General features: G+C 41.7%; 16 protein-coding genes. 10 read left to right on the plus strand and 6 right to left on the minus strand.

Annotated features, from left to right (window positions below):
• Positions 1–9 precede the first annotated feature (9 nt).
• A complete protein-coding gene (locus WKV44_06950) occupies positions 10–1,122 on the minus strand; it encodes an N-acetylneuraminate synthase family protein (protein MEM5948277.1) in 1,113 nt (370 codons plus the stop codon).
• Between the two features lie 421 nt (positions 1,123–1,543).
• On the opposite strand from WKV44_06950, the gene WKV44_06955 reads away from it, so the two are divergent.
• The 8 genes from WKV44_06955 to WKV44_06990 all read left to right on the plus strand — a co-directional run bounded on the left by WKV44_06955 (position 1,544) and on the right by WKV44_06990 (position 11,951).
• Positions 1,544–2,599, plus strand: coding sequence for a LacI family DNA-binding transcriptional regulator (locus WKV44_06955; GenBank protein ID MEM5948278.1), 1,056 nt, complete (start codon positions 1,544–1,546; stop codon positions 2,597–2,599).
• Between the two features lie 43 nt (positions 2,600–2,642).
• Positions 2,643–3,407 (plus strand): 3-oxoacyl-ACP reductase FabG, encoded by a 765-nt coding sequence (gene fabG, locus WKV44_06960; GenBank protein ID MEM5948279.1) that lies wholly within the window; start codon positions 2,643–2,645, stop codon positions 3,405–3,407.
• A gap of 12 nt (positions 3,408–3,419) precedes the next feature.
• Positions 3,420–5,321: a heparinase II/III family protein gene (locus WKV44_06965; GenBank protein MEM5948280.1), complete on the plus strand. Its 1,902-nt coding sequence runs from the start codon at positions 3,420–3,422 to the stop codon at positions 5,319–5,321.
• Positions 5,314–7,560 carry a DUF4962 domain-containing protein gene (locus tag WKV44_06970; GenBank protein MEM5948281.1) on the plus strand — a complete coding sequence of 749 codons (2,247 nt, stop codon included), beginning with the start codon at positions 5,314–5,316 and terminating at the stop codon, positions 7,558–7,560. The genes WKV44_06965 and WKV44_06970 overlap by 8 nt, the downstream gene beginning before the upstream one ends.
• 18 nt (positions 7,561–7,578) lie before the next feature.
• On the plus strand, positions 7,579–8,751 hold the full coding sequence (locus WKV44_06975) for a glycoside hydrolase family 88 protein (GenBank protein MEM5948282.1): 1,173 nt from the start codon (positions 7,579–7,581) through the stop codon (positions 8,749–8,751).
• On the plus strand, positions 8,748–9,674 hold the full coding sequence (locus tag WKV44_06980; GenBank protein ID MEM5948283.1) for a sugar ABC transporter permease: 927 nt from the start codon (positions 8,748–8,750) through the stop codon (positions 9,672–9,674). Before WKV44_06975 ends, WKV44_06980 begins: the two co-directional genes overlap by 4 nt.
• A gap of 9 nt (positions 9,675–9,683) precedes the next feature.
• A complete protein-coding gene (locus tag WKV44_06985; GenBank protein MEM5948284.1) occupies positions 9,684–10,562 on the plus strand; it encodes a carbohydrate ABC transporter permease in 879 nt (292 codons plus the stop codon).
• A 66-nt stretch (positions 10,563–10,628) separates the two neighbouring features.
• Positions 10,629–11,951 (plus strand): sugar ABC transporter substrate-binding protein, encoded by a 1,323-nt coding sequence (locus tag WKV44_06990; protein MEM5948285.1) that lies wholly within the window; start codon positions 10,629–10,631, stop codon positions 11,949–11,951.
• A gap of 365 nt (positions 11,952–12,316) precedes the next feature.
• Here the strand turns inward: WKV44_06990 and serS are convergent, their stop codons facing one another.
• From serS to WKV44_07015, 5 genes are all read right to left on the minus strand, one after another.
• Positions 12,317–13,585, minus strand: coding sequence for a serine--tRNA ligase (serS, locus tag WKV44_06995; protein ID MEM5948286.1), 1,269 nt, complete (start codon positions 13,583–13,585; stop codon positions 12,317–12,319).
• A 59-nt stretch (positions 13,586–13,644) separates the two neighbouring features.
• Positions 13,645–14,436, minus strand: coding sequence for a pyrroline-5-carboxylate reductase (proC, locus tag WKV44_07000; protein ID MEM5948287.1), 792 nt, complete (start codon positions 14,434–14,436; stop codon positions 13,645–13,647).
• The gene (locus WKV44_07005) at positions 14,433–14,918 is read right to left on the minus strand and encodes a tRNA (cytidine(34)-2'-O)-methyltransferase (protein MEM5948288.1); all 486 of its coding nucleotides are present in this window, start codon (positions 14,916–14,918) and stop codon (positions 14,433–14,435) included. Before WKV44_07005 ends, proC begins: the two co-directional genes overlap by 4 nt.
• 3 nt (positions 14,919–14,921) lie before the next feature.
• On the minus strand, positions 14,922–16,043 hold the full coding sequence (locus tag WKV44_07010; protein MEM5948289.1) for a response regulator: 1,122 nt from the start codon (positions 16,041–16,043) through the stop codon (positions 14,922–14,924).
• 78 nt (positions 16,044–16,121) lie between these two features.
• Positions 16,122–18,131 (minus strand): PAS domain S-box protein, encoded by a 2,010-nt coding sequence (locus tag WKV44_07015; GenBank protein ID MEM5948290.1) that lies wholly within the window; start codon positions 18,129–18,131, stop codon positions 16,122–16,124.
• A 127-nt stretch (positions 18,132–18,258) separates the two neighbouring features.
• Between WKV44_07015 and WKV44_07020 the strand changes: the two genes are divergently transcribed.
• Positions 18,259–19,029, plus strand: coding sequence for a YIP1 family protein (locus WKV44_07020; protein MEM5948291.1), 771 nt, complete (start codon positions 18,259–18,261; stop codon positions 19,027–19,029).
• A complete protein-coding gene (locus WKV44_07025) occupies positions 19,029–20,477 on the plus strand; it encodes a TolC family protein (GenBank protein ID MEM5948292.1) in 1,449 nt (482 codons plus the stop codon). Before WKV44_07020 ends, WKV44_07025 begins: the two co-directional genes overlap by 1 nt.
• The last annotated feature ends 4 nt before the right edge of the window (positions 20,478–20,481 follow it).

Here is a 20,481-nt window from a genome sequence, read left to right on the forward strand (position 1 = left end):
CAAAAAAACTCAATCGGTCATCATAAAATCTTGCCAGACTATGCCTTCTCCGGATTTTATATCTCTTGCAACAATCTTCCCGAGAATATCATCAAGGAAAACAGGAGCAATCCCAGGGTTGAGTTTCTTCTCTGTACGCACGATACACACGGCATCCCCTGTGAGGCGTTCTCCTTTTTTTATATTTCTCTTTGCATGGATTGAGCGGTTGGTGCGGCCATAGTTTACTCTCTCCGACTGAGCAAGCTTTTTAACACCATCTCCTATAACAGCCTGCACGCGCTCTTTGCCATATACAGCTGTAAGTTCTTTTATAGTATCTTCTGGAGAAGAAGTCTCTGCCTTTCTTACAGCTTTTACCATTTTGTAAAAATCATCCGGTGTAAGTGCTATAGGATCGTCCAGCCCTTCTCCACTTCTCTCTAGGCAAAAATGCTTTTCTATCATAACAGCTCCCTGCGATACCGCTAGAGCCGGAACAAGGACAGCGTCTCTGCTGTGATCTGATATCCCCATGGGACAGCCAAAAACAGCGGAAAGATGAGGCAATAAACTAAGATTATAGTCTTCTTCCGGAGCAGGATAACTTGTTACACAGTGGAGGAACATAAAATCCCCTCCGGATTCTTTTACCCATTCTGCTGCATTTTCCATATCCGATAACCTGGACACACCCGTAGAAAGCACAAGTGGCATGCATTTTGCAGCTTGCCGAATGAGCTGATAATAGTTGAGCTCTGGAGAAGCTATTTTGAGGGCCGGGAAAAGGCCACCTGTGTCTTTGTAAAGAGTCAGGACAAGCTCAAGGCTTCTTTTGCCAAAGACAGAAAAAAAAGGCAGAGCACCTTCTGATAGAACCAACTCGGCAAAAAAACGGTAAAAATCATAATCCTGTTCCAGTGACTTAAACCTATCAAAAAGCGCAACATCTCCTCCTGGAAGCTTAACAATCCCGGCATCTGGATGCAAAATCTCATCTGCAAAAACAACCTGCCCCTTAATCCAATCCGCACCAGAAGCGACCGCAGCTTTTATGAGCTTTTCTAGCATCGAGCGGTTTGCATTATGAGAAGTGCCAAGCTCTGCAACGACACACACCCTGTCAAAGTCAAAAACAGCCATATCTATGTTTTATCAGAAAAATGACAAATTGTATATAAAAAAATATACCGAACGTCGGGACCGCTAAGATAGTGAAAAACATGCAAGCTATATGCGGTCCCTCCTGCCTTAGGCAAATAAAACGTATAGCAGGCAAAGTTTTTTCCTGCCGGAGGCAGCAGGGGACGAAACTGGCAGAGTCCCCTGCGTTCGGCTTTTATAAGAGTTTATAAGTAGGAAATGCCTAATACTTGATAATTGTAACGATTTATTAAAATTTTTTAAGTATTTTAAAGGTGTTTTTGATATAATTTGTTTTTATATATTTATTTAAATAAAATATAAAATACAAACATTTTCCTTGACAGGGTTTTCATTCCTGTGTTAAATTAAGTTATTAAAACGATACAATTTTGGTGTTGTGTTTTTTATGGGAGCTGAGATGAAGAAAAAAATTACCATTTCGGATGTAGCACGCGAAGCTGGGGTTTCTATAAGTACGGTTTCCAATTATCTCAATGGAAGAGAAGAGTTGCTTAGGCCGGACACTCGAAAAAGAGTTGAGAGGGCTATATCGGACTTAGAATACAGACCCAATCCTGTGGCTCGTCAGTTAAAGACAGGAAATTCTCCTTTTATTGGGCTTATTGTGCCTTCTGTCGCAAACCCTTTTTATGGTGTGTTTGCTCAGTATGTTGAGAGTGCTGCTGCAGAATTGGGATATCATGTCCTTTTGGGTAATTGTTCACGCGATCCTGGCAAGGAAAAAGAGTTTGCAGAGCAGCTTTTTAATTATGGTGTGCGTGGGGTTGTTTTCGGAAGTTCTCTTGTGGATGTGTCTTATCTGTCGGATTTGATTAAAGAGGGCTTGCGGTTGGTTACTTTTGACCGGAGTTCTGCGCAGGGTGAGAAGATGGCTTTTGATGCTGTGGGGGTTGATAACTGGCAGGGGATGTATATTGCAACCAGGCATCTTCTGGGGTTGGGGCATAGGCGGATAGGTTTTGTGTCCGGCCCAATAAAGACTATAAGCCGTATCAATCGTCTTGAAGGTTATAAAAAAGCTTTGATTGATGCTGGGATTGAGCCTGATCCAGATATTATTTGGCAGATGGATGTCTCTGCAGGCTATGGTGATTCTGATGCTATACGGATAGGCAGGAAGGCAACACAACAACTATTGGCTTCTCCTAACCCGCCTACTGCAATTGTGGCTATAAATGCAATGTTTGCCATGGGTGTTTATTCTGGGGCAAGAGAAATGGGTGTTTCCATCCCCGATGAGCTTTCTGTTGTAGGGTTTGATGACATAGATTTGGCTGAGATTGTAAATCCTCCTCTCACAACAATAAGGCAGCCTCTGGCAGATATGGCTTCAAAGGCTGTGGAGCTTCTTGTCAACAGGCTGGATGGGAAGCATGACGGGGATGGTATCTGTCACACTTTCCCTGCGGAGCTTGTTGTTAGGCATTCTACGGATAAACCAAAGGCGAGATAGAGCCTTTGTTTATAGATATAAAATAATTTTACGGAGGATTTAAATGAAGAAGATCGATTTGTCTGGTAAAACTGCTTTTGTTACCGGAGGAGGTGTTGGTATTGGGGCAGGTATAGCTCATGCTTTGGCAGAATCAGGAGCAAAGGTGGCTATTACCTATTATTCCCATCGAGAAAATGCTGAGAAAACAGCAGATGAAATAAAGCAAAAAGGTGGAGAGGCTGTCATATTTAAACTGGATGCTTCTAACAGTGATGAGGTCAACAAGGTTGTTCCCGAGGTGGCAAAAGCACTTGGCGGGAAAATAGATATTCTTGTCAATAATGCTGGCCATCTGATAGGTAGAGTGGATGTTTCTGAGATGAGCGATGAGCATTGGCATAAGGTTATAGATACCAACCTGAGCAGTGCTTTTTATGTAACTCGTGCTGTTCTGCCTTTTATGCCTGAGGGGGGCAGAATAGTTAATATGGCTTCCCTTGCTGCTAGAAATGGTGGTGGTAACGGGGCTGTTGCTTATGCAGCTTCTAAAGCAGGAATATTGGGTTTTACAAGAGGTCTCTCTAAAGAACTTGCACCTAGGAAAATAACAGTCAATGCCCTTGCCCCTGGATTTATAGTAAATACTCCTTTCCACGAGACTTTTACAGGACAGGATAAATACGATGGTATTATTCAGCGTATTCCTCTGCAGCGTGCAGGAACTCCTGCTGATGTTGCCGGTGCAGTGCTGTATTTTGTTTCCGATCTCGGTGCATGGGTAACAGGTCAGGTTGCAGAGATTAATGGTGGTTCTTGGTTTATATAGGATGGTTGCTTTATGAAGCTTTTTGGACATCTTAATTGGGATTACATCACAGATATTTCTTCTCGTGATTCTTGGCGTAAGGCTATTCTGGATAACTTTCGTAGTCGTTGCGAAAGTCTGCTGTTGCAGAATCTGGATGTTCCATCTTCCCCTGGTGGATGGATGCATCAGTATATCTGTCCTGAGGATGGTAATCCTCTTGTTTATACTCAAGAAGCTTCAAATCCTTATAGCTGTCCTCAGGGGCATCTTGTAGATGCCCCTGAGCTCGGCTCTGCCTGGTTGGCTCTTAGACATCGTGAGCTTGCCGATGTGGCAAGGGATTTGGCCTTGGGTGGTTATGTGTATTCGGATAAACGCTTTTCTCGTGCTGCTTTATCCGTGCTTATGGCATATGCTGAGAAATATGCTACCTTTGATAGTGGTTCAAACGCTCCTTCTTGGATGCTTAAAGGTAAAGTCTTTCATCAGGCTTTGACAGAGGCATTATGGTCTGTTTCTATTATTTATGCCTTTGACTTGCTGCAGTCTGCTATGAGTGATTCCGAAAAATCTTTTTTAGAAAAACGTTTGTTGGAGCCTATAGCTGCTACCTTGGCCGAGGCTCATGATAAACTTATATCACAAAATAAGGTAGAGAGTAACTATACAGCATGGCTGATTGCAGTATTGGGTTGTTTGGGATTCTTGCTGGGAAATGATGAGCTTGTGTCTAGGGCCATAGATGGTCCGGGAGGCTTCCGCAGGCATCTTGATATGGCTGTTTTGAGTGACGGTTTTGAATACGAGGGTTCTTTGTATTATCATAATTTTGTTGTTTTGGCTTATTGTATTCTTGCCGAGGCATCTCTAAGTAATGGTATTGATCTCTATTCTGTTTATGGAACAGGTAGTCAAAATATAGAAAAAATGTGGGATGCTACTGCTTCTGTGTTTTATCCTGATGGTTCTTATCCTGCTCTTAATGACGGAGCCTATTGGATTGATGGGGGGTATTGGAAGGGTAGTCTCTTGGATATGGAGCTGACATATGTATATGAGATTGCATCTTCTAGAACAGGCAAGTCTAGATATTACTGGTTGCTCGATAGACTTTACAGACGCAGAAAAATAAATCGTTGTGAATACTGGGCTGTTTTATATGCCACTTCCGATATCGCTGAGTCTGAGTCCTCTTTTCCTTCAATAGAGGTTTTCAAGGATAGTGGTATAGGTGTGCTGAGGGATAAAGAAAACACTCAGGTCGCAACCCTTGTATTTGGCGTGGATGGTGGCTCTCATACTCATCATGATCGCTTGGCTTTATATTTGTGGCCGTGGTCATTGGATCCAGGAACTCCTCCGTATGGTTGGCATGGCAGGCAACATTGGTATAAGCATTCTGTTGCTCATAACGCCATAGTTATAGATGGAGAATCTCAGAGAATACCCACAAAACGTCCCAAACTTTCTTATGATGGAAACAGTATTACTGTTTCTTCGGATGATTTGTATGATGGTGTGTTTATAGAGCGCAGGGTCGCATTGGCTGACTTAGGTATTAAAGACTCTGTTTTTGTTTCTGCTGATAAGGAACGTGTTGTTGAGTGGATTTTTTATTCCGATGGAGAATGGGATTTATCTCATTTCACTACTCTTGATGAACCTATTACCATTTCTGATGAGTATCCTGCTTCTTTTATGAGTAAGATTGCAGATGGTCTATCTGGTATGCAGCTTGAAACAAAAGTCTTCTATGAGGAACGAGTCTATAATATTAGCATAAATGCAACTAAGACTTTTTCTTCTTTTTTGGTTGCTTCTCCGGGGCTTGCTGCTTCCCCATCTAAGCCGAGAAAAGCGCTTGTGCTTAGGTTTGATACCTCTGATGTGCGCATAGACACCCTTTTTGCAGGAGGTAGGCTACATGGCTGAGCTTCTTTTCCTGCAGCATAGACCTGTTTCCAAATGGAAAGAATTGGCTGAGACTTCCCATAGAAAGCAATATGTCCGTCTATTGGAACATGCAAGATCTTATTTGGATAGGTGCCCTCCTGAAGAACATCCTGATGACTCTATTACTTATATTGGGGCTGCTGTTGCAAACATGGGGTTGGCATATCTATTAAGCGGGGACAAGCCTTTGTTTGATGCAATGCGCAAATGGATAGCTTGTGCGATAAATTATCCGCATTGGGGAAAACACCGTAAACCAGATTATGACCTTGATGCTGCCTGGTTATTGCTGGGGCTATCTCTTGCTTATGATTGGCTTAAGGAAGAATTTCCAATAGAAGAAAAGGAGGCACTGAGGGATAAGCTCATTCTCCAGGGGAGGAGAATGTTTAAATATGTTGAAGAATCAAGGGCAGAGTGGAAATATCATTATTGGCAAAATCATAATTGGATTTGTTTTGCAGGATTGGCAACAGCCGGATATGCTATTGCAGAGGAACTTCCTGAATCAGCGGTATGGTGTTCTGTTGCTCTGGACAACTTTAAGACAGTTTTTTCTTTACTGCCTGACGATGGTTCTGATTATGAAGGCCCGGCATATTGGAGATATGGTGTACCATGGTTGTTTATAGCCGATGCTCTGTTTGAAGAGAAAGCTAATGAATTATTGCGTGATTTATCAGGTTTTCTTAAAAATACTTTTTATTTTCGTCTTTATATCTCTGCTCCCAACTTAATAGATACGGCTAATTTTGGTGATTGTCATGACAGAAGAAGTGCTCATTCCAAAATGATTTTGTATCGTGTAGCCAGATTGTTTGAAAACGGGCATGCACAATGGTTGGCAGAATATTTTGACCATACGGGAGAATGGAAAAGAGAGGAGAAGGAAGGACTTGTAAAGCCAGGGGTAGGCCCTGAGGCTTTCTGGGAATTCTTATGGTTTGAACCTTCCGTGAAACCTGAGAGTATAGAAGAACTTCCTTTGCAGCGAATATTTCCCGACTTGGGTTTGGTTTCTGTACGTACCGGATGGGATAGTGATTCCACTGTTTTTGTATATAAGTGCGGACAGCCTTCTGGCAGAAAACCTTGGACTTATGGTCACAGTTTACAATACGCTCATAATTGGCATGTGATAAGTGCAGGCCATGCTCACCCTGATGAAAATAGCTTTATACTTGCCAGTGGTCCTGATTATCTTGTTGTGGATGAAGGGTATAACAGAAGTTGTTATTCTCGTTATCACTCTACTCTGCTTGTTGATGAGAAAGGGCAATATAAAGAGGGCGGTTACAATGTTTTTGATGGATTGGGTCATGACTGGGGAGGCCGTCTGGAAAAATTCTTTTCTGCAGGCTCTCTGGTCTATGTGAGAGGGGATGCTTCTGGGGCTTATGACAAAGATTTATTGCTAGAGCGGTTTTCTAGGGAAATACTTTTTCTTGGAAATGATTGGATTGTTATTTCTGATAGGATTAATTCTCAGAAACCTCATTCTTATCAATGGCTTCTGCAGACGGATAAAGAGCCCAAACAGTTATCAAAAGATTCTTTTATTGTAGAGACAGAAAACAGAAAAATGGGCTTATTTATTCATGTCCCGTCTAATTGTAAAACTAGAGTCATAGAGCAGGAGGTGGTAGCAAATCCTACATCTGCTAATCCCAATTATTTGTTAAAGCGACAGATGCATACTTTTGAGGTGGAAACTGAGGAAAAAGAAAAAACAGCTGATTTCCTTGTTTCATTGTGCTTATCCGGATATGAACCTGAGTTTATGGAGAGAGCCTTAGGCAGACTTCTTAAGCTTTCTCTTAAAGATCGAGAATGGTTGGTCGGCTTCAAACAAGGAGCTTCTGCTATTTCTCTTAAAGAGGAGTTTACTACGGATGCGGATTGGATAGCTATAATGGAGCAAGATACAAGTGTTACCAATATTCTTGCAGGGAATGTGTCTTCTCTGTGGTGGGAAAAACAACCCTTTATTGCTAGTTCTTTTCCTGTTGATATAGCTATCTCTACCTCAAAAAACGATATGAAAATTATTATTTCTTCATTGCAAGAGGGCTGGCTGGACTTGAGGATGCCTGGGGAGCCTCAGCGCCTTATCTGCAATGGAGAAGAAATAGAATTTACTTATAGGCGAGATGTTTCTCTGCTTAGATTTGCCATTCCTATTGGTAATAATGAATTAATAGCGTATGGCATACATTAAACCATGCGAGGAGGTCTTATGGATTGGACGGAAGTGATTGATTATACGCTTGATGTCACCCGTCGTAACATTAATCAGCTACAGGATTTTCCGGAGTCGTGTGATGGCTCATCCTGGAGAACTATTGAGCGTCATAAAGGTGATCGTGCTCATTGGGTGGATGGATTCTGGACCGGTATATTATGGCTTTCTTATCTGCATTCCGGCGAATCTGTCTTCGAAGAGGCAGCTAAGGTATGGACAGAACGCTTGAGGGAGTTAAAGCATTCTACCTCCACACATGACCTTGGTTTTGTTTTCTTTCTTTCTCATGTTTTGGGTGGACGTGTATTAAAAGACACAGGGTTATATGAACATGCGGTAGAAGCGGCAACATCTTTAATCAAGCGCTATAATCCCAAAGGTGAGTATTTGCAAGCCTGGGGAGAAATAGATGGTACAAAAAAAGATAGAGGAAGAACCAACATAGATATAATGATGAATCTTTCTCTTCTATATTGGGCAAGCAACTATACGGGTAATCCAGTGTATGCTGATATAGCCACTCATCATGCGCGTACAACAAAGTTTACCCTGTTAAGAGCAGATGGTTCTACTGCTCATGTTGCTGATTTTGATCTGGATACAGGTGTATGGGTGAGGAGCGATACTTATCAGGGCTTTTCTCATGATTCCTGTTGGTCAAGAGGGGAGGCTTGGGCATTGTATGGTTTTTCTACCTGCTATGCTGCTACTGGGCTTCCTGTTTTCTTGGGAGCTGCCAGGAAAACTGCTTTTTACATTGTTGATAACCTTCCGGAAGATCTTGTGCCATTTTGGGACTTTGATTCTCCGGATATTCCTGATACTTACCGTGATTCTTCTGCTGCTGCGGCAATGGCCTGCGGACTGCTTATATTGGCGGATGCGGAAGAGGATAAAAAGCTCTCGGAGAAGTGGAAAGAGCTTGCCAAGAATATCACAATATCACTGTGGAAGAACTATTCCAGTAGAGGAAGCGATATTCCTGCTTTTTTACTGCATGGTTCCAGGTCTGTTCCTCATGGATTTATGGAGCATGCTCTTATATATGGCGATTATTATTTCTTAGAAGCAGTAACCCGACTGTCTCGTCCTGACTCTGCTCCTTTGTTTGACATAAAGGAGGATAGGGACAGTACAGATAAAATTAAAATCGGAGGGTACAAATGAGTAGTGCGATAGTAGCTACAGGAAAGAAAAAGCTTAATATCTACAAAAAAGAAGCTGCTTTTGGTTATTTATTGATTTCACCATGGCTTATCGGATTTTTATGTTTTATGCTCGCACCTTTGGTGGGGGTAATACTTATAAGTTTTATGCGGTGGGATCTTATAACATCTCCCCATTGGGTGGGAATAGAAAACTATAAAAAGTTGTTTCAAGATCCTCTTTTCTGGCAGTCTTTGAAAGTAACTTTGATATATGCTGCAGGAAGGGTGCCTCTAGGAATTCTCACTGCCCTTGTAACGGCTCTTCTTCTTAATCAAAAAGTAAAGTTTATAGGGTTTTGGCGTGTAGTGTACTATATGCCGGTTGTTCTCCCACCAGTAGCCATTTCTCTTATATGGATGTGGATTTATAACGGGCAATACGGAGTCATCAACTCCATAATACATGGTCTGTTTGGAATTCAGGGGCCGCAGTGGTTAAACGATCCGGTTCTTGTCCTTCCTGCTCTTATGGTTATGGCTGTCTGGTCTGCTGCAGGACGCAATATGATTATTTATCTATCCGGCTTGCAGGGAATCTCCAATGAGCTTTATGAGGCTGCAATAATTGATGGAGCAAGCTCTTGGACCAGATTTTGGAAGATTACCTTGCCAATGCTTACGCCTGTTATTTTCTTCCATATGGTTACAGGAATGATAGAAACCTTCCAGTTGTTTACCCAGGCATATGTTATGACAGAAGGTGGCCCCAACAATGCTTCTCTCTTTTTCAACTACTACCTCTATCAGAAGGGATTTCAGCAGTATCAAATGGGCTATGCAGCTGCTATGTCCTGGGTAATTTTCTTGCTAATAGTGGGCCTTACTCTTCTTATATTCCGTTCTTCAAAGGCATGGGTTTATTACGAAGCAGAGGTTAAGTAGGAGGTTATTATGGAAACTGCTATTGATTTGAAACAGATACAAGCAAGACAGCTTTTTTTAAAGCTTAGCATGAGAGTATTTATTTATGCCATGTTGATTCTAGGTGCCTTGTTTATTTTTATTCCCTTTGGATGGACTCTAAGTACTGCTCTCAAAACGGATCAGCAGGTTTTGGCATATCCGCCAGTATGGATTCCTTCTCCTGTTGTATGGGAGAATTTTGTCAAGGCTCTTACCATACGTCCCTTTCATATCTATTATTTTAACACCTTTTTGATTGCTTTTATATGTGTAACAGCTCAGGTCTTGAGCTCCAGCCTTGTTGCTTATGGTTTTGCAAGGTTTCGCTTCCCTGGGCGTAATCTTTTGTTCTTTGTTCTTCTCAGTACGATGATGCTTCCCAGTAATCTGTTATTGGTTCCCAGGTTTATCCTATTTAAAACATTGGGGTGGCTGGATACTTTTCTGCCCCTCACCATCCCTCATTTCTTTGGAAGTGCTTTTTCTATTTTCCTTATGAGACAGTACCTTATGGGTATCCCTCTGGAGCTTGATGAGGCTGCTAAGATAGACGGTGCAGGTCCATTGCGTGTTTACTCCAGCATTATCTTCCCTCTTGTCAGACCGGCTTTGGGTGCAATTGCTGTATTTGAGTTTGTGAGTGTTTGGAGAGATTTTATGGGTCCACTCATTTATCTAAGCTCTGAAAAGCATTATACAGTTTCTCTTGGCCTTGCTGCCTTTAAGAGTGAGTTTTTTACGGAGTGGAACTTGTTTATGGCTGCTGCCGTAGTAGCTATGCTTCCCCCACTAATAGTTTTCTTCATTGCTCAGAAATACTTTATAAGCGGTGCTTCTCTGACAGGTTCTGGCGCAAGTAAGGGATGATGATAAAAAGGCGGTTGTTAACCGTATGGTTAGTTAATATATATTTATTAAATTACGGAGGTAATTATGAAGAGTGTCGGAAGATTTTTGCTGGTATCTGTCTTGCTGCTTATGCTGGTCTTTGTATCAGGGTGTGCAAAAAAAACAGAGTCCACTTCCAGTAACGAGCCTGTAACAATCAGGTGGTTTATGCGCTGGGATCAGGCCAGGGTGGACAATGTAGCCAAGCCTGTTATAGAAGAGTATCAGAAGCTGCATCCCAACGTTACAATCGAGTTTGAAAACATAGGCTCTGGCTCACAGTACTATACCAAGCTACAGACAATGATAGCCGGGGGTCAGGCTCCAGATGTATTCTACCCTGCAACTCATGTCGCTTATGCTTATGCAATGAAAGGCGCAATAAGATCTCTAAAGGATTTTATCAAGCGTGATAAAATCGATCTCTCAGCATACAATCCCAATATCTTATCCCTCTACTCCATGAACGGAGAGGTTTATGCACTTCCTATAGATACAGCAGCACTGGCTGTTTTTTACAACAAGGATTTGTTTGATAAGGCAGGAGTACCGTATCCCAAGGCAGGATGGACATGGGATGATTTTCTTGAGACAGCCAAGGCTCTTACCCAGGATACGGATGGAGACGGGCGTATTGACCAGTTTGGTGTAGATCAGTTCCGCAACTATTGGCCGCTTCTTGTATGGAGTAATACTGGTCATGGACTTTTTGACGATATGCGCAAGCCAACTAAGTTCCTTGTAGCCAGCGATCCCAAGGCTATTGATTCTATACAGTGGATAGCAGATCTCATGCTTGTCCATAACGTCATGCCTACTGATGAGCAGAGAGCAGATGTTAGCGACCTTTTTGCTGCAGGTAAGTCTGCAATGCAGATTGTAGGGCACTGGCGTGTTACAAGATACCTCAAAGCTAACATAAACTTTGACCTTGCACCTCTGCCGATAGGTGATTTTGGACAGCCTGTAAACAGAGCTGACGGCAGTTGTTTTGCTATCTCTTCTCAGAGCAAGCATCCTGATACAGCATGGGATTTTGTCAAGTTTCTTGCAGCTCCTGGTGCAAAGGGTGTGAGCATGCTTCTTGATATGCAGCTAATGGTTCCTGCACTGACTGAGTATCAGCAGGATCCTAGATTCCTCCATCCTGAGCAGCTCCCAGGTGTTAACAAGGCAGCATTCCTGGAAGGAAAGGACCACCTTTTCCCGATGTACGATCCTCTCCATCCTATGTATGCCACTTTTGACGCTGCATGGAAGCAGGAGCTGGGGCTCGTCTGGATAGGTCAGGAAACAGCAAAGGAAGCTGTTGCTAAGCTCGATAAGACAGTAGCTGATATGCTTGCTCATCTCAAAGACTATGAGTAATAAGCCATTTTTTCCAATAAAAAGAACCTCCCGGTAGGACTTATTCCTGCCGAGAGGCCTCCCTGTCAGGTGGCCTTATGACCACCTTGAGCGCTTTCCGCTGTGTGCCTGCCATTCTTAAGCAGCGGGAAGTCGCTCTTATTTATCATATTAGCACTTTTCTATATGTTATAATATCCCCTTTCAAAACCGATTTATACCGAACGTCGTGACCTATACAGCAAAGCAGGCAGGAAAGTGTGGCCACTCCTGCCTGCAGCAACTAAAAAGCACAGAACACGTTAAAAATCAGCGTTTTCTCTGCCAGAGGCAGCAGAGGACGCTGATGGTAGCGTCCTCTGCGTTCGGTATAATGATATATAAACTTATTTTTTAGGAAAAATCCTGTCAAAGCCAGTATAAGGGACAAGGGAAGAAGGAATTATGACGGAGCCGTCTTCCTGTTGGAAGTTTTCTAGAATGCTTATTATTACCCGTGGGACAGCCAATGCTGTACCGTTGAGCATGTGGACAAAAGTGTTGCCCTGTTGGGATTTGTAGCGTACCTTGAGTCGTCTTGCCTGATAATCTGTGCAGTTGGATGTGCTGGTAATTTCACCAAAATCCCCCCGTCCTGGCATCCATGCCTCCAGATCAAACTTTCTGTAAGCAGGAGCACCCAGATCGCCAGTACATGTGTCCACAACCCTGTATGGAATCTCAAGAGATTTGTAAAGCTCCTCTTCCAGAGCAAGAAGCTCGTTGTGCATGTTCTCGGAGTCCTCTGGCTTGCAGTAGACAAACATCTCCACCTTGGTAAACTGGTGAACCCTGTAAAGCCCACGCGTGTACTGACCCGCAGCGCCTGCCTCTTTGCGGAAACAGTGCGATACACCGGCAAATTTTACGGGAAGTATTTCCTGGGAAAGAATATCTCCTTGATAAAAACCGCCCAGAGTAATCTCAGCAGTACCTACAAGACAGGTATCAGTATCCTCTATAGCATAGATGTTGCTTTCTGCTCCGCGTGGAAGAAACCCTATACCTTCCACGACGGAAGCCTTTGCTATATCCGGAGTGGCCATAAGCGTAAAACCTTTTTTTGCAAGGAAATCCATAGCGTAACGCACGAGAGCCATCTCCAGAATAACACCCTCATTTTTAAGATAGTAAAACTTGGGACCTGAGACCTTTGAACCATGTTCAAAATCTATAATATCCAGCATCTCCCCAAGCTCCAGATGATCCCTAACCTCAAACGGAAAAGAAGGAATCTCTCCAACGCGTCTTATCTCCAGATTATCCTTATCCTCCTTGCCCACAGGTGCATCAGGATGACTCATATTGGGAATCCTGGAAGCCTCAGCAAAAAGCCTTACCTCTGTTTCCTCAAGCTCCTTTTCAATTCCCGCAAGCTCCTCCTTTAGAGAACGCACCTCATCTACAAGCACCTGTCTCTCGGACTGCTCCATCTTTCCCTTCATCCTGCTGGAAATCTCGTTTCGCCTTGCTCTTAGCTCCTCTGCTCTTGCTATAAGAGCATTTCTTTTTTCATAAAGCTCTACGACAATATCCGCATCCACATCCATAAAGCGATTTTTTATATTCTGTTTTACAGCATCAAGATTATCCCTGATAAAACGAAAATCAAGCATAGACACTCCTTAAAATTATACCGAACGCCGCAGACCTTACGGCTGCGGCTTTTATCAAGCTATTTTTCAAAATCCTTAGCTCTCTCTGCAGCAGAAACTACAGCATTTATGACGAGCCCCTTAAAACCACCAGACTCCAAAGCATGTATACCTTCTATCGTTGTGCCTGCAGGGGAAGTAACCCTAGAAACAAGCTCTTCAGGATGATTGCCGAGCTCTTTTTGGAGGGCTATGGTACCCTCTATAAGCTGAGAAACAATCTCAAGAGACTGTGAGTAAGAAATACCTGCTTTTGTCCCGCCAAGCGCCATCCCCTGCATAAAAGAAAGCACATAAGCAATACCGGAGCCGGATAATCCCGTAAAAGCTGGCATGAGACGCTCAGGAATCTCAAAACATGTGCCTACAGCAGAAGCGACGGCACGACCCACCGTAAGAGCCCTCTCTGATGCATCTGGATGCAAGCTTATTGCTACTGGAGCCTTGCCTACCATGGCAGAAATATTGGGCATAGCCCTTACAATCTCACAAGTGGAAAACACCTCGGAAAACCATGATATCGGCTTTCCGGCGATTATGGAGAAAATTACAGCAGAACAGGAAGAAGGAGCCATTGTTCTAAGTACATCGATATCCTGTGGTTTTATAGCAAGAATCACAGCATCGCACAGAGTAAACAGTTCTGAAGATTTTGCATTATAATTCTCTGCACGATACTCCGATATAGCGAGCTCCATACGCTTCTGCGATTTTTCTACAACAAGCAGCCTGGAATCAGGATATTCCTTTCTTAGCCCCTTTATAAGAGCCTCACCCATAACACCGAAACCTACACAACCTATAGCTCTCATACATCCTCCTGAAATGCCCTGGCAAGCCCTGGGAATCCGTGTTGCCGTAAAACTTCATAAGCCATAATAGCAACCGCATTAGAAAGATTCAATGAGCGGGCAGAGCTGCGCATGGGAATCCTTATAAGACGTTCTTTATATTTCTCTTTTATATAATCCGGAAGACCTCTGCTCTCTGAGCCAAAAACGAGGATTGAATCATCAGGATAAGCTATCTCTGTATATGTTCTCTCTGCAAACTTGGATACAAGAAAGAAATTCTCTTTATCAAGCAGGCTTTCTACCTCATCCCATGACTTTAAAACATCTAAATCTACCATTGGCCAGTAGTCAAGACCTGCTCTTTTGAGATATTTGTCCTCCAGAGAAAAACCCAATGGTTCTACCAGATATAGCTTAACACCTGTTGCTGCACACGTTCTGGCAATATTACCCGTATTCTGAGGTATTTCTGGCTCAAAGAGAACTATGGATAAAGACATTGGCTAATCCTCTTTTTGAGGAATATATATGCAGACTCTTGTTCCGTTATTCTTAGAGGATTGTATATCAACAAGCCCTCGTGTCCCGTGTACAAGATGATGTACTACAGACAGTCCTGTACCGGAGTGTCCTTCTTTTGTCGTAAAAAATGGCTCCATAGCATGTTTTAGTGTTTCTTCATCCATTCCAATACCGTTATCTCTTACTTCTATCTTGATATAACGGGTATCTGGCGGAAGAACAGAAAAAAGGTGAGCGGGTATTTTGCTACCTACATCCTCGGTTTTTATGACTATCTGCCCTTTGCCTGACTCTGTAATAGCTTCTTTTGCATTGTTTAGCAGGTTGAGTATAATCTGTTCCAGATGCATATGGCTGATAGCAACTTTTTTATCGGGAGTATTGAGATCTGTTATGAGTTTTGCCTCCGGTTTTACCAATCTTGCAAAAACCTGGTAGGCATTGTTTATGACCTGGTCTATACTTGTATCGCCGTTTATCTTCATGCTTCTGCTTGAGAAAGCAAGAAGGCTGTCCGTAAGCTTTTTCCCCTTTTTTGCTGCATTTAAAATCTCCGTAAGGTCTGCAATGTCCTCGCTTGAGTTTTTTTCTCTTAGGCTTTCCATAAGGAGCTCTGCATTACCTATTATTGCCATAAGCACATTGTTAAAGTCATGGGCTATTGTTGCTGTTATTCGCCCAACAGCTTCCAGTTTTTGCACCTGTGCAAGAAGTTCCTGTGCTTTTTTGTTTTCATCCAGGATATGTATTTTTTCTCTGCATCTGTTTAGAAGATTGTCAAGCTCTGGCTTACTAAGCGGTTTTAAAAGATAATCATAGGCTCCTTTTTGCAGAGCCTCCAGTGCTGTTTCCAGACTTGCATGTCCACTTATCATAACAGGAATCGTATCCGGATATTTCTCCTTTATAAGAGGCAAAATATCCAATCCGCTCTCTTCTCTGAGAACTATGTCAATCAGGGCTATATCAAAGCGTTGATTTTGCAAAAATTTCTTTGTGGATTTTATATCCTCTGCCCATGTGATATAATAATCAGAACCCTTGAGCATAGTTTTTACCATTGCAGCAAACATGTCGTCATCGTCTATGAGAAGTATATTCATTGCTTATCTCCCGGCTGGTATATCTGTAGTATAAACATCCTTACAAATTTTTACAAGAAAAACATATGTTTTAATGTATCAGGATTTTATACGATTTTTATAGGATTCCTTTTTTATAAGTATTTCCCACGTAGTACCGTGGTTTACATGATAATAAAGCTCTCCTCCAAGTTGACTTTTTACCATCTCCCTTACAGTAAGCAGTCCCATGCTTTCTGTTGTATTTATATCAAAGTCTTCCGGCATGCCTTTTCCGTCATCAGATATGGTAAGATGTATCATGTACTTCTTATCCGATTGCAGTCTTATTTCTATCTTGCCTTTGTCTTTTTCTTTGAATGCATGCTTTATGCTGTTTAGTACTAGTTCGTGTACTATTAGTCCTATTGGTATTGCGGTATCCATAAGTACACGTATTTTTTCTCCCGTATAGTTTATTCTTATCACCTTATCAGCAGGAATCATTGCTGTTTGCAGCATATCGCTTACATCGTCGAGATAACTGTCAAGGTCCAGATAAGATATATCTTTCTGGGAAAACAATTTCTGGTGAACCATAGACATTATTTTTACTTTTTGTTCTATTTGCATAAGAGCATCCTGTGCCTCTTCTGTTTTTACACCCAGATATAATAGGTGAGTCAGAGAGGCTATTACCTGTAAGTTGTTTTTTGTTCTGTGGTGAAGCTCTCTCAAAAGTATATTCTTTTCTTCCAGTGATTTTTCTATTTGTATTTGCAACTTTTTCCATTCTGTTATATCTCTTGTGATGGATAGTATAAAAGGTTCTCCTGATATATTTATTATTGATGCTGAAATAAGACCGTATTTTCTACTTCCGTCCTTCATTATAAAAGTGAACTCCATATTATGAACCATGCCTTTTTCCTTAAGAGCTTGCTTGAGCTTTTCTCTGTCTTCTGGGTTTTCCCATATGGATATCTCAAGGGAGGTCTTTCCCCTCAGGTCATCCGGAGTATATCCTGTTATTTCTGTAAATCCTTTGTTGATTTCTATATAAAGTCCGTCTGTTACTCTGTTGAGGGCTATTGCATCCGGAGAGGTGTAGAAAGCGAGTCGAAATTTTTCTTCACTTTCTCTTAGCTTATTGAGCTGTTCTATCCGGGAGCTTTGGTCCTGCATGATTTGTACTGCTCCAAGAATCTTTTTATCCTCTGTAATGATTGGTGCGGAATTGCTTTCTATTGGGATTAGTTGTCCTTCTCTTGATATCAGCAAGCTGGGGGTTTCTGTTTTTATTATTCTTTTTTCTTTTATCGCTGTTTTTGCTGGTGGTTCCTTCTCCCTGTGTTCTGTTTTGCTTATTATCTTGACTATCTTCTCTATGGGTTTTGATATAGCTTCCTCTTCTGTAAAGCCTGTCATTTTACAGGCTATTGGGTTCATAGCTGTTATTTTACCCTCTGTGTCAACGGTTATTATTGCTTCTCCTATACTGTCAAGCGTTGTTTCTGAGAGGAGTTTGCTTCTTTTTATCTCTTCAAGTCTTTGTGTAAGTTCTATTGTGTCGGATAGAAATATGCCTGTAAGAAGCTCACCTAGCGGATAAATTATTATGGTTGGAACTACAATTGTTTTAAAGGTTTTTAATGCAATGTCTTTTGGAAGTAAGAATATACACAGCACCATCCCTATATGAACAATAAGACCCATGATATAGATTGTAATTAGTTTGCTATTGTTGTTCTTGTGTAATATAAGGCGGCGGAATAGATATCCAGTACCAAGCGATATAAGTATTACAACAATGCCGGGAATCATCCCGACTCCGCCTATAATAATACGGTATATTATTGTGGGAACCGCTGTTATAATTCCCGCAAAAAGACCAAAAAAATATACAGATAGATTTACAAGTATTGTTCTTCCGTCAAATATAAGTCCCGGCTGATATGTATAAGGAGCAGACATACTGATAATGGATATTAGTGCAAAAAGCAGTCCCTGGATTATCTTGGATTTTTTACTGGTGAACCCTATCTTTCTTGTTATTATTCCGGATATACTGCTTAAAGCGACCAGAAGAGATATGTTATATCCCAGTTCTAATGGGATGGGGTGTTGCATAAGGACTCCTCTTTTTTATCTTAATATATGTTTATGTTGATTTCCAATTTTTATATTCTTGACATATTTTTTTTGTGGTGTATACTGCTGTTATAGTGTTATATTGTTTATATTACAAGAGGTTGTCATGATAAGATTATGGAAAGAGATTATTTTTAGCCCATTTGATGGCTTTGCCAAGCTGGATAAGTCAGTTCCAGTCTGGAAGGCGTTTTTTCTTATAATGGTTTTTGCTTCTCTGGTCGGGGCAATGCTGATTCCTGTTATTACAAGTCAGGAATATAGAGAGTTAGTTTATAAGCTTTCTGTTGTTCAGATGCAGAAAATGGGACAAAGTATGAGCAATGAGCAGCTGGATATGTTTAAAGAGAATTTTAATTCCTCCCAATTTGTTGTTTCCACTGTAATAAGCACTGTTTTGAGCATGGGGATTATGACAGGCATAGGATGCCTGTTGAGCGCTTTTATGTTATGGCTTATATCGCTTGTTTTTAAAACAGGTGAGGGATTTAAACGAGCTCTTGCTGTATCTGTTTATGCCTATCCCGTGTATATACTGGGAATGGCTGTAAAAAATTTGCTTGTTCTTGCATCCGATTATAAATCCCTCCTGCTTCAGGTAAGGACAAACATGGAGCTGGGATTTTTGCTTTCTCCTCCCTTTAGCCTTGCTTCTTTTTTATCGCCTTCTTCTGTCTCTGTGTCTTTTTATAATATTCTTAATACAGCTACGGATGTGTTTTTTCTGTTATTTGTGCTTTTCCTATATGCTGCTTTTCTCAAGGTTTATGGCATGGAGAAAAATAAGGCGCTTACAGCCAGCATCGGTTTTTATATAGTGTTTGTATTGGTTTCCTCTATATTTTACTTTTTATCCTCATCTGTTACGGGAATGTGATGAAAAGGATTTGGTCTGCTTTTTTTCTATTTTTTTTGTCTGTTTCTCTTTTTGCTGATACGTTGGGAGATGCTGTCAGGAGTCTTTTTACGCAGCGTCGTTATAATGAGGTTCCTGTTGTATCTCAGGAACAGGCTCTTAGTGATTATGCTCAGGCCAAGGCTTCTTTTTATCCATCCTTATCTCTTTCTGCTCCTTTTTCCTGGTCTGATACTGTTATCAACAGAACAGAAAGCGGAGCTCAGACCGTGGATATAAAGGATTCTGTGTCTCTTGATCCTTCTGTCTCCTTGTCCTTGTCACAGCTTTTGCCCACGGCAGGGATATTGTCCGCTTCTATTGCCGGAGGTTACAGCTATTCTGATATAGGTTCTGTGTCTCCTTCTTATTTTTCTTCTGTTTATAGTCTTGATCCTGTTTCCACTGCAAATTTTAGTCTTTCTTTGTCTCTCAGCCAACCTGTTTTTACAAAGCCTTTTTACTCTGTGCTGCAGGAAAATCTTACTTATAAGGAAAAGGCGGTACGCCGTTCGGTATTGGAGGAAAAAAATAATATCCTGAGGGCTTTTGTTGCAGATTGTTTTTCTGTATGGTCTCATTTTTATAATGTAGATGTGTTGCATACGCGTTATGAGTCCTCTGTTGCAAGGTCAGAGCGTTTTAAAAAAGAGAAAGAGTTGGGATTGTGGACGGACAGACAGGTTCTTTCTGCAGAGATAGAAGCAAGGCGTGCCAAGCTTGCTCTTGATAATGCTGAGGCTTCACTGGAGAGATTGGAGGCTGCTTTTAAAGCCAGATATGGCATTGATGTGCCTAAGTTTTCTGATATGCCTGTGTGGGCTGCTCCTGATGTGAGTTTTGACGATGTTCTTGTCGGAAATATTGAGCTTGCAAAGCTTAAGGCTTCTGCAAATGAGGCTAAAATTGCGAGACTTTCTGTAGAAAAGGATATTTCTCCTTCTGTTTCTGCCTCAGTTTCTGCTTCTATCAACAATACTTTGGATGATGTTCCCTATTCTTTTTCTCTTTCTGGTAGTGCTTCCATATATGTCACTGTTTTTGATGCGGGAGCTTCAAAAGCAAGGGTAGATTCTGCTGGTGTTGCGGAGAAGCGGGCGCTTATGGCTGTGGATGATTATGTATTGACTCTGAGAACAAGATATGAGGAACTAGTCTATAAGCTTAATTCTTATGACAGTCAGCGTAAGGTGGATGAGGATATGCTTCGTGCTGCAGAAATGGAGCTTGATGCTGCGGAGAGAGAACTGGAGAAAGGACATTCTACTGTCTCTGCTGTAAGAGAAAAGGCTCTCGCCGTTGATACTGCCAGGATGGATATGTGGTCAAATCTTGTAGAGTATAATCTTGCCGTGCTGGATTTGTATATGCTTGCAGGAAAAGATTTGGAAGAACTTTTTAAAACAGGTGTTTTTGTTGCTGAGGATTAGGAGG

Source organism: Spirochaetia bacterium 38H-sp, assembly GCA_039023545.1.
GTDB lineage: Bacteria > Spirochaetota > Spirochaetia > Winmispirales > Winmispiraceae > Rarispira > Rarispira pelagica.

Bases quoted from the DNA above. Each gene is read 5' to 3' on its own strand.
- WKV44_06985 (MEM5948284.1), top strand. From the start codon at position 9,684: ATGGAAACTGCTATTGATTTGAAACAGATACAAGCAAGACAGCTTTTT.
- WKV44_06970 (MEM5948281.1), top strand. From the start codon at position 5,314: ATGGCTGAGCTTCTTTTCCTGCAGCATAGACCTGTTTCCAAATGGAAA.
- WKV44_06990 (MEM5948285.1), top strand. From the start codon at position 10,629: ATGAAGAGTGTCGGAAGATTTTTGCTGGTATCTGTCTTGCTGCTTATG.
- WKV44_07020 (MEM5948291.1), top strand. From the start codon at position 18,259: ATGATAAGATTATGGAAAGAGATTATTTTTAGCCCATTTGATGGCTTT.
- WKV44_06975 (MEM5948282.1), top strand. From the start codon at position 7,579: ATGGATTGGACGGAAGTGATTGATTATACGCTTGATGTCACCCGTCGT.
- WKV44_06980 (MEM5948283.1), top strand. From the start codon at position 8,748: ATGAGTAGTGCGATAGTAGCTACAGGAAAGAAAAAGCTTAATATCTAC.
- proC (MEM5948287.1), bottom strand. From the start codon at position 14,436: ATGAGAGCTATAGGTTGTGTAGGTTTCGGTGTTATGGGTGAGGCTCTT.
- WKV44_06965 (MEM5948280.1), top strand. From the start codon at position 3,420: ATGAAGCTTTTTGGACATCTTAATTGGGATTACATCACAGATATTTCT.
- WKV44_06950 (MEM5948277.1), bottom strand. From the start codon at position 1,122: ATGGCTGTTTTTGACTTTGACAGGGTGTGTGTCGTTGCAGAGCTTGGC.
- fabG (MEM5948279.1), top strand. From the start codon at position 2,643: ATGAAGAAGATCGATTTGTCTGGTAAAACTGCTTTTGTTACCGGAGGA.
- WKV44_07015 (MEM5948290.1), bottom strand. From the start codon at position 18,131: ATGCAACACCCCATCCCATTAGAACTGGGATATAACATATCTCTTCTG.
- serS (MEM5948286.1), bottom strand. From the start codon at position 13,585: ATGCTTGATTTTCGTTTTATCAGGGATAATCTTGATGCTGTAAAACAG.
- WKV44_07005 (MEM5948288.1), bottom strand. From the start codon at position 14,918: ATGTCTTTATCCATAGTTCTCTTTGAGCCAGAAATACCTCAGAATACG.
- WKV44_06955 (MEM5948278.1), top strand. From the start codon at position 1,544: ATGAAGAAAAAAATTACCATTTCGGATGTAGCACGCGAAGCTGGGGTT.
- WKV44_07010 (MEM5948289.1), bottom strand. From the start codon at position 16,043: ATGAATATACTTCTCATAGACGATGACGACATGTTTGCTGCAATGGTA.
- WKV44_07025 (MEM5948292.1), top strand. From the start codon at position 19,029: ATGAAAAGGATTTGGTCTGCTTTTTTTCTATTTTTTTTGTCTGTTTCT.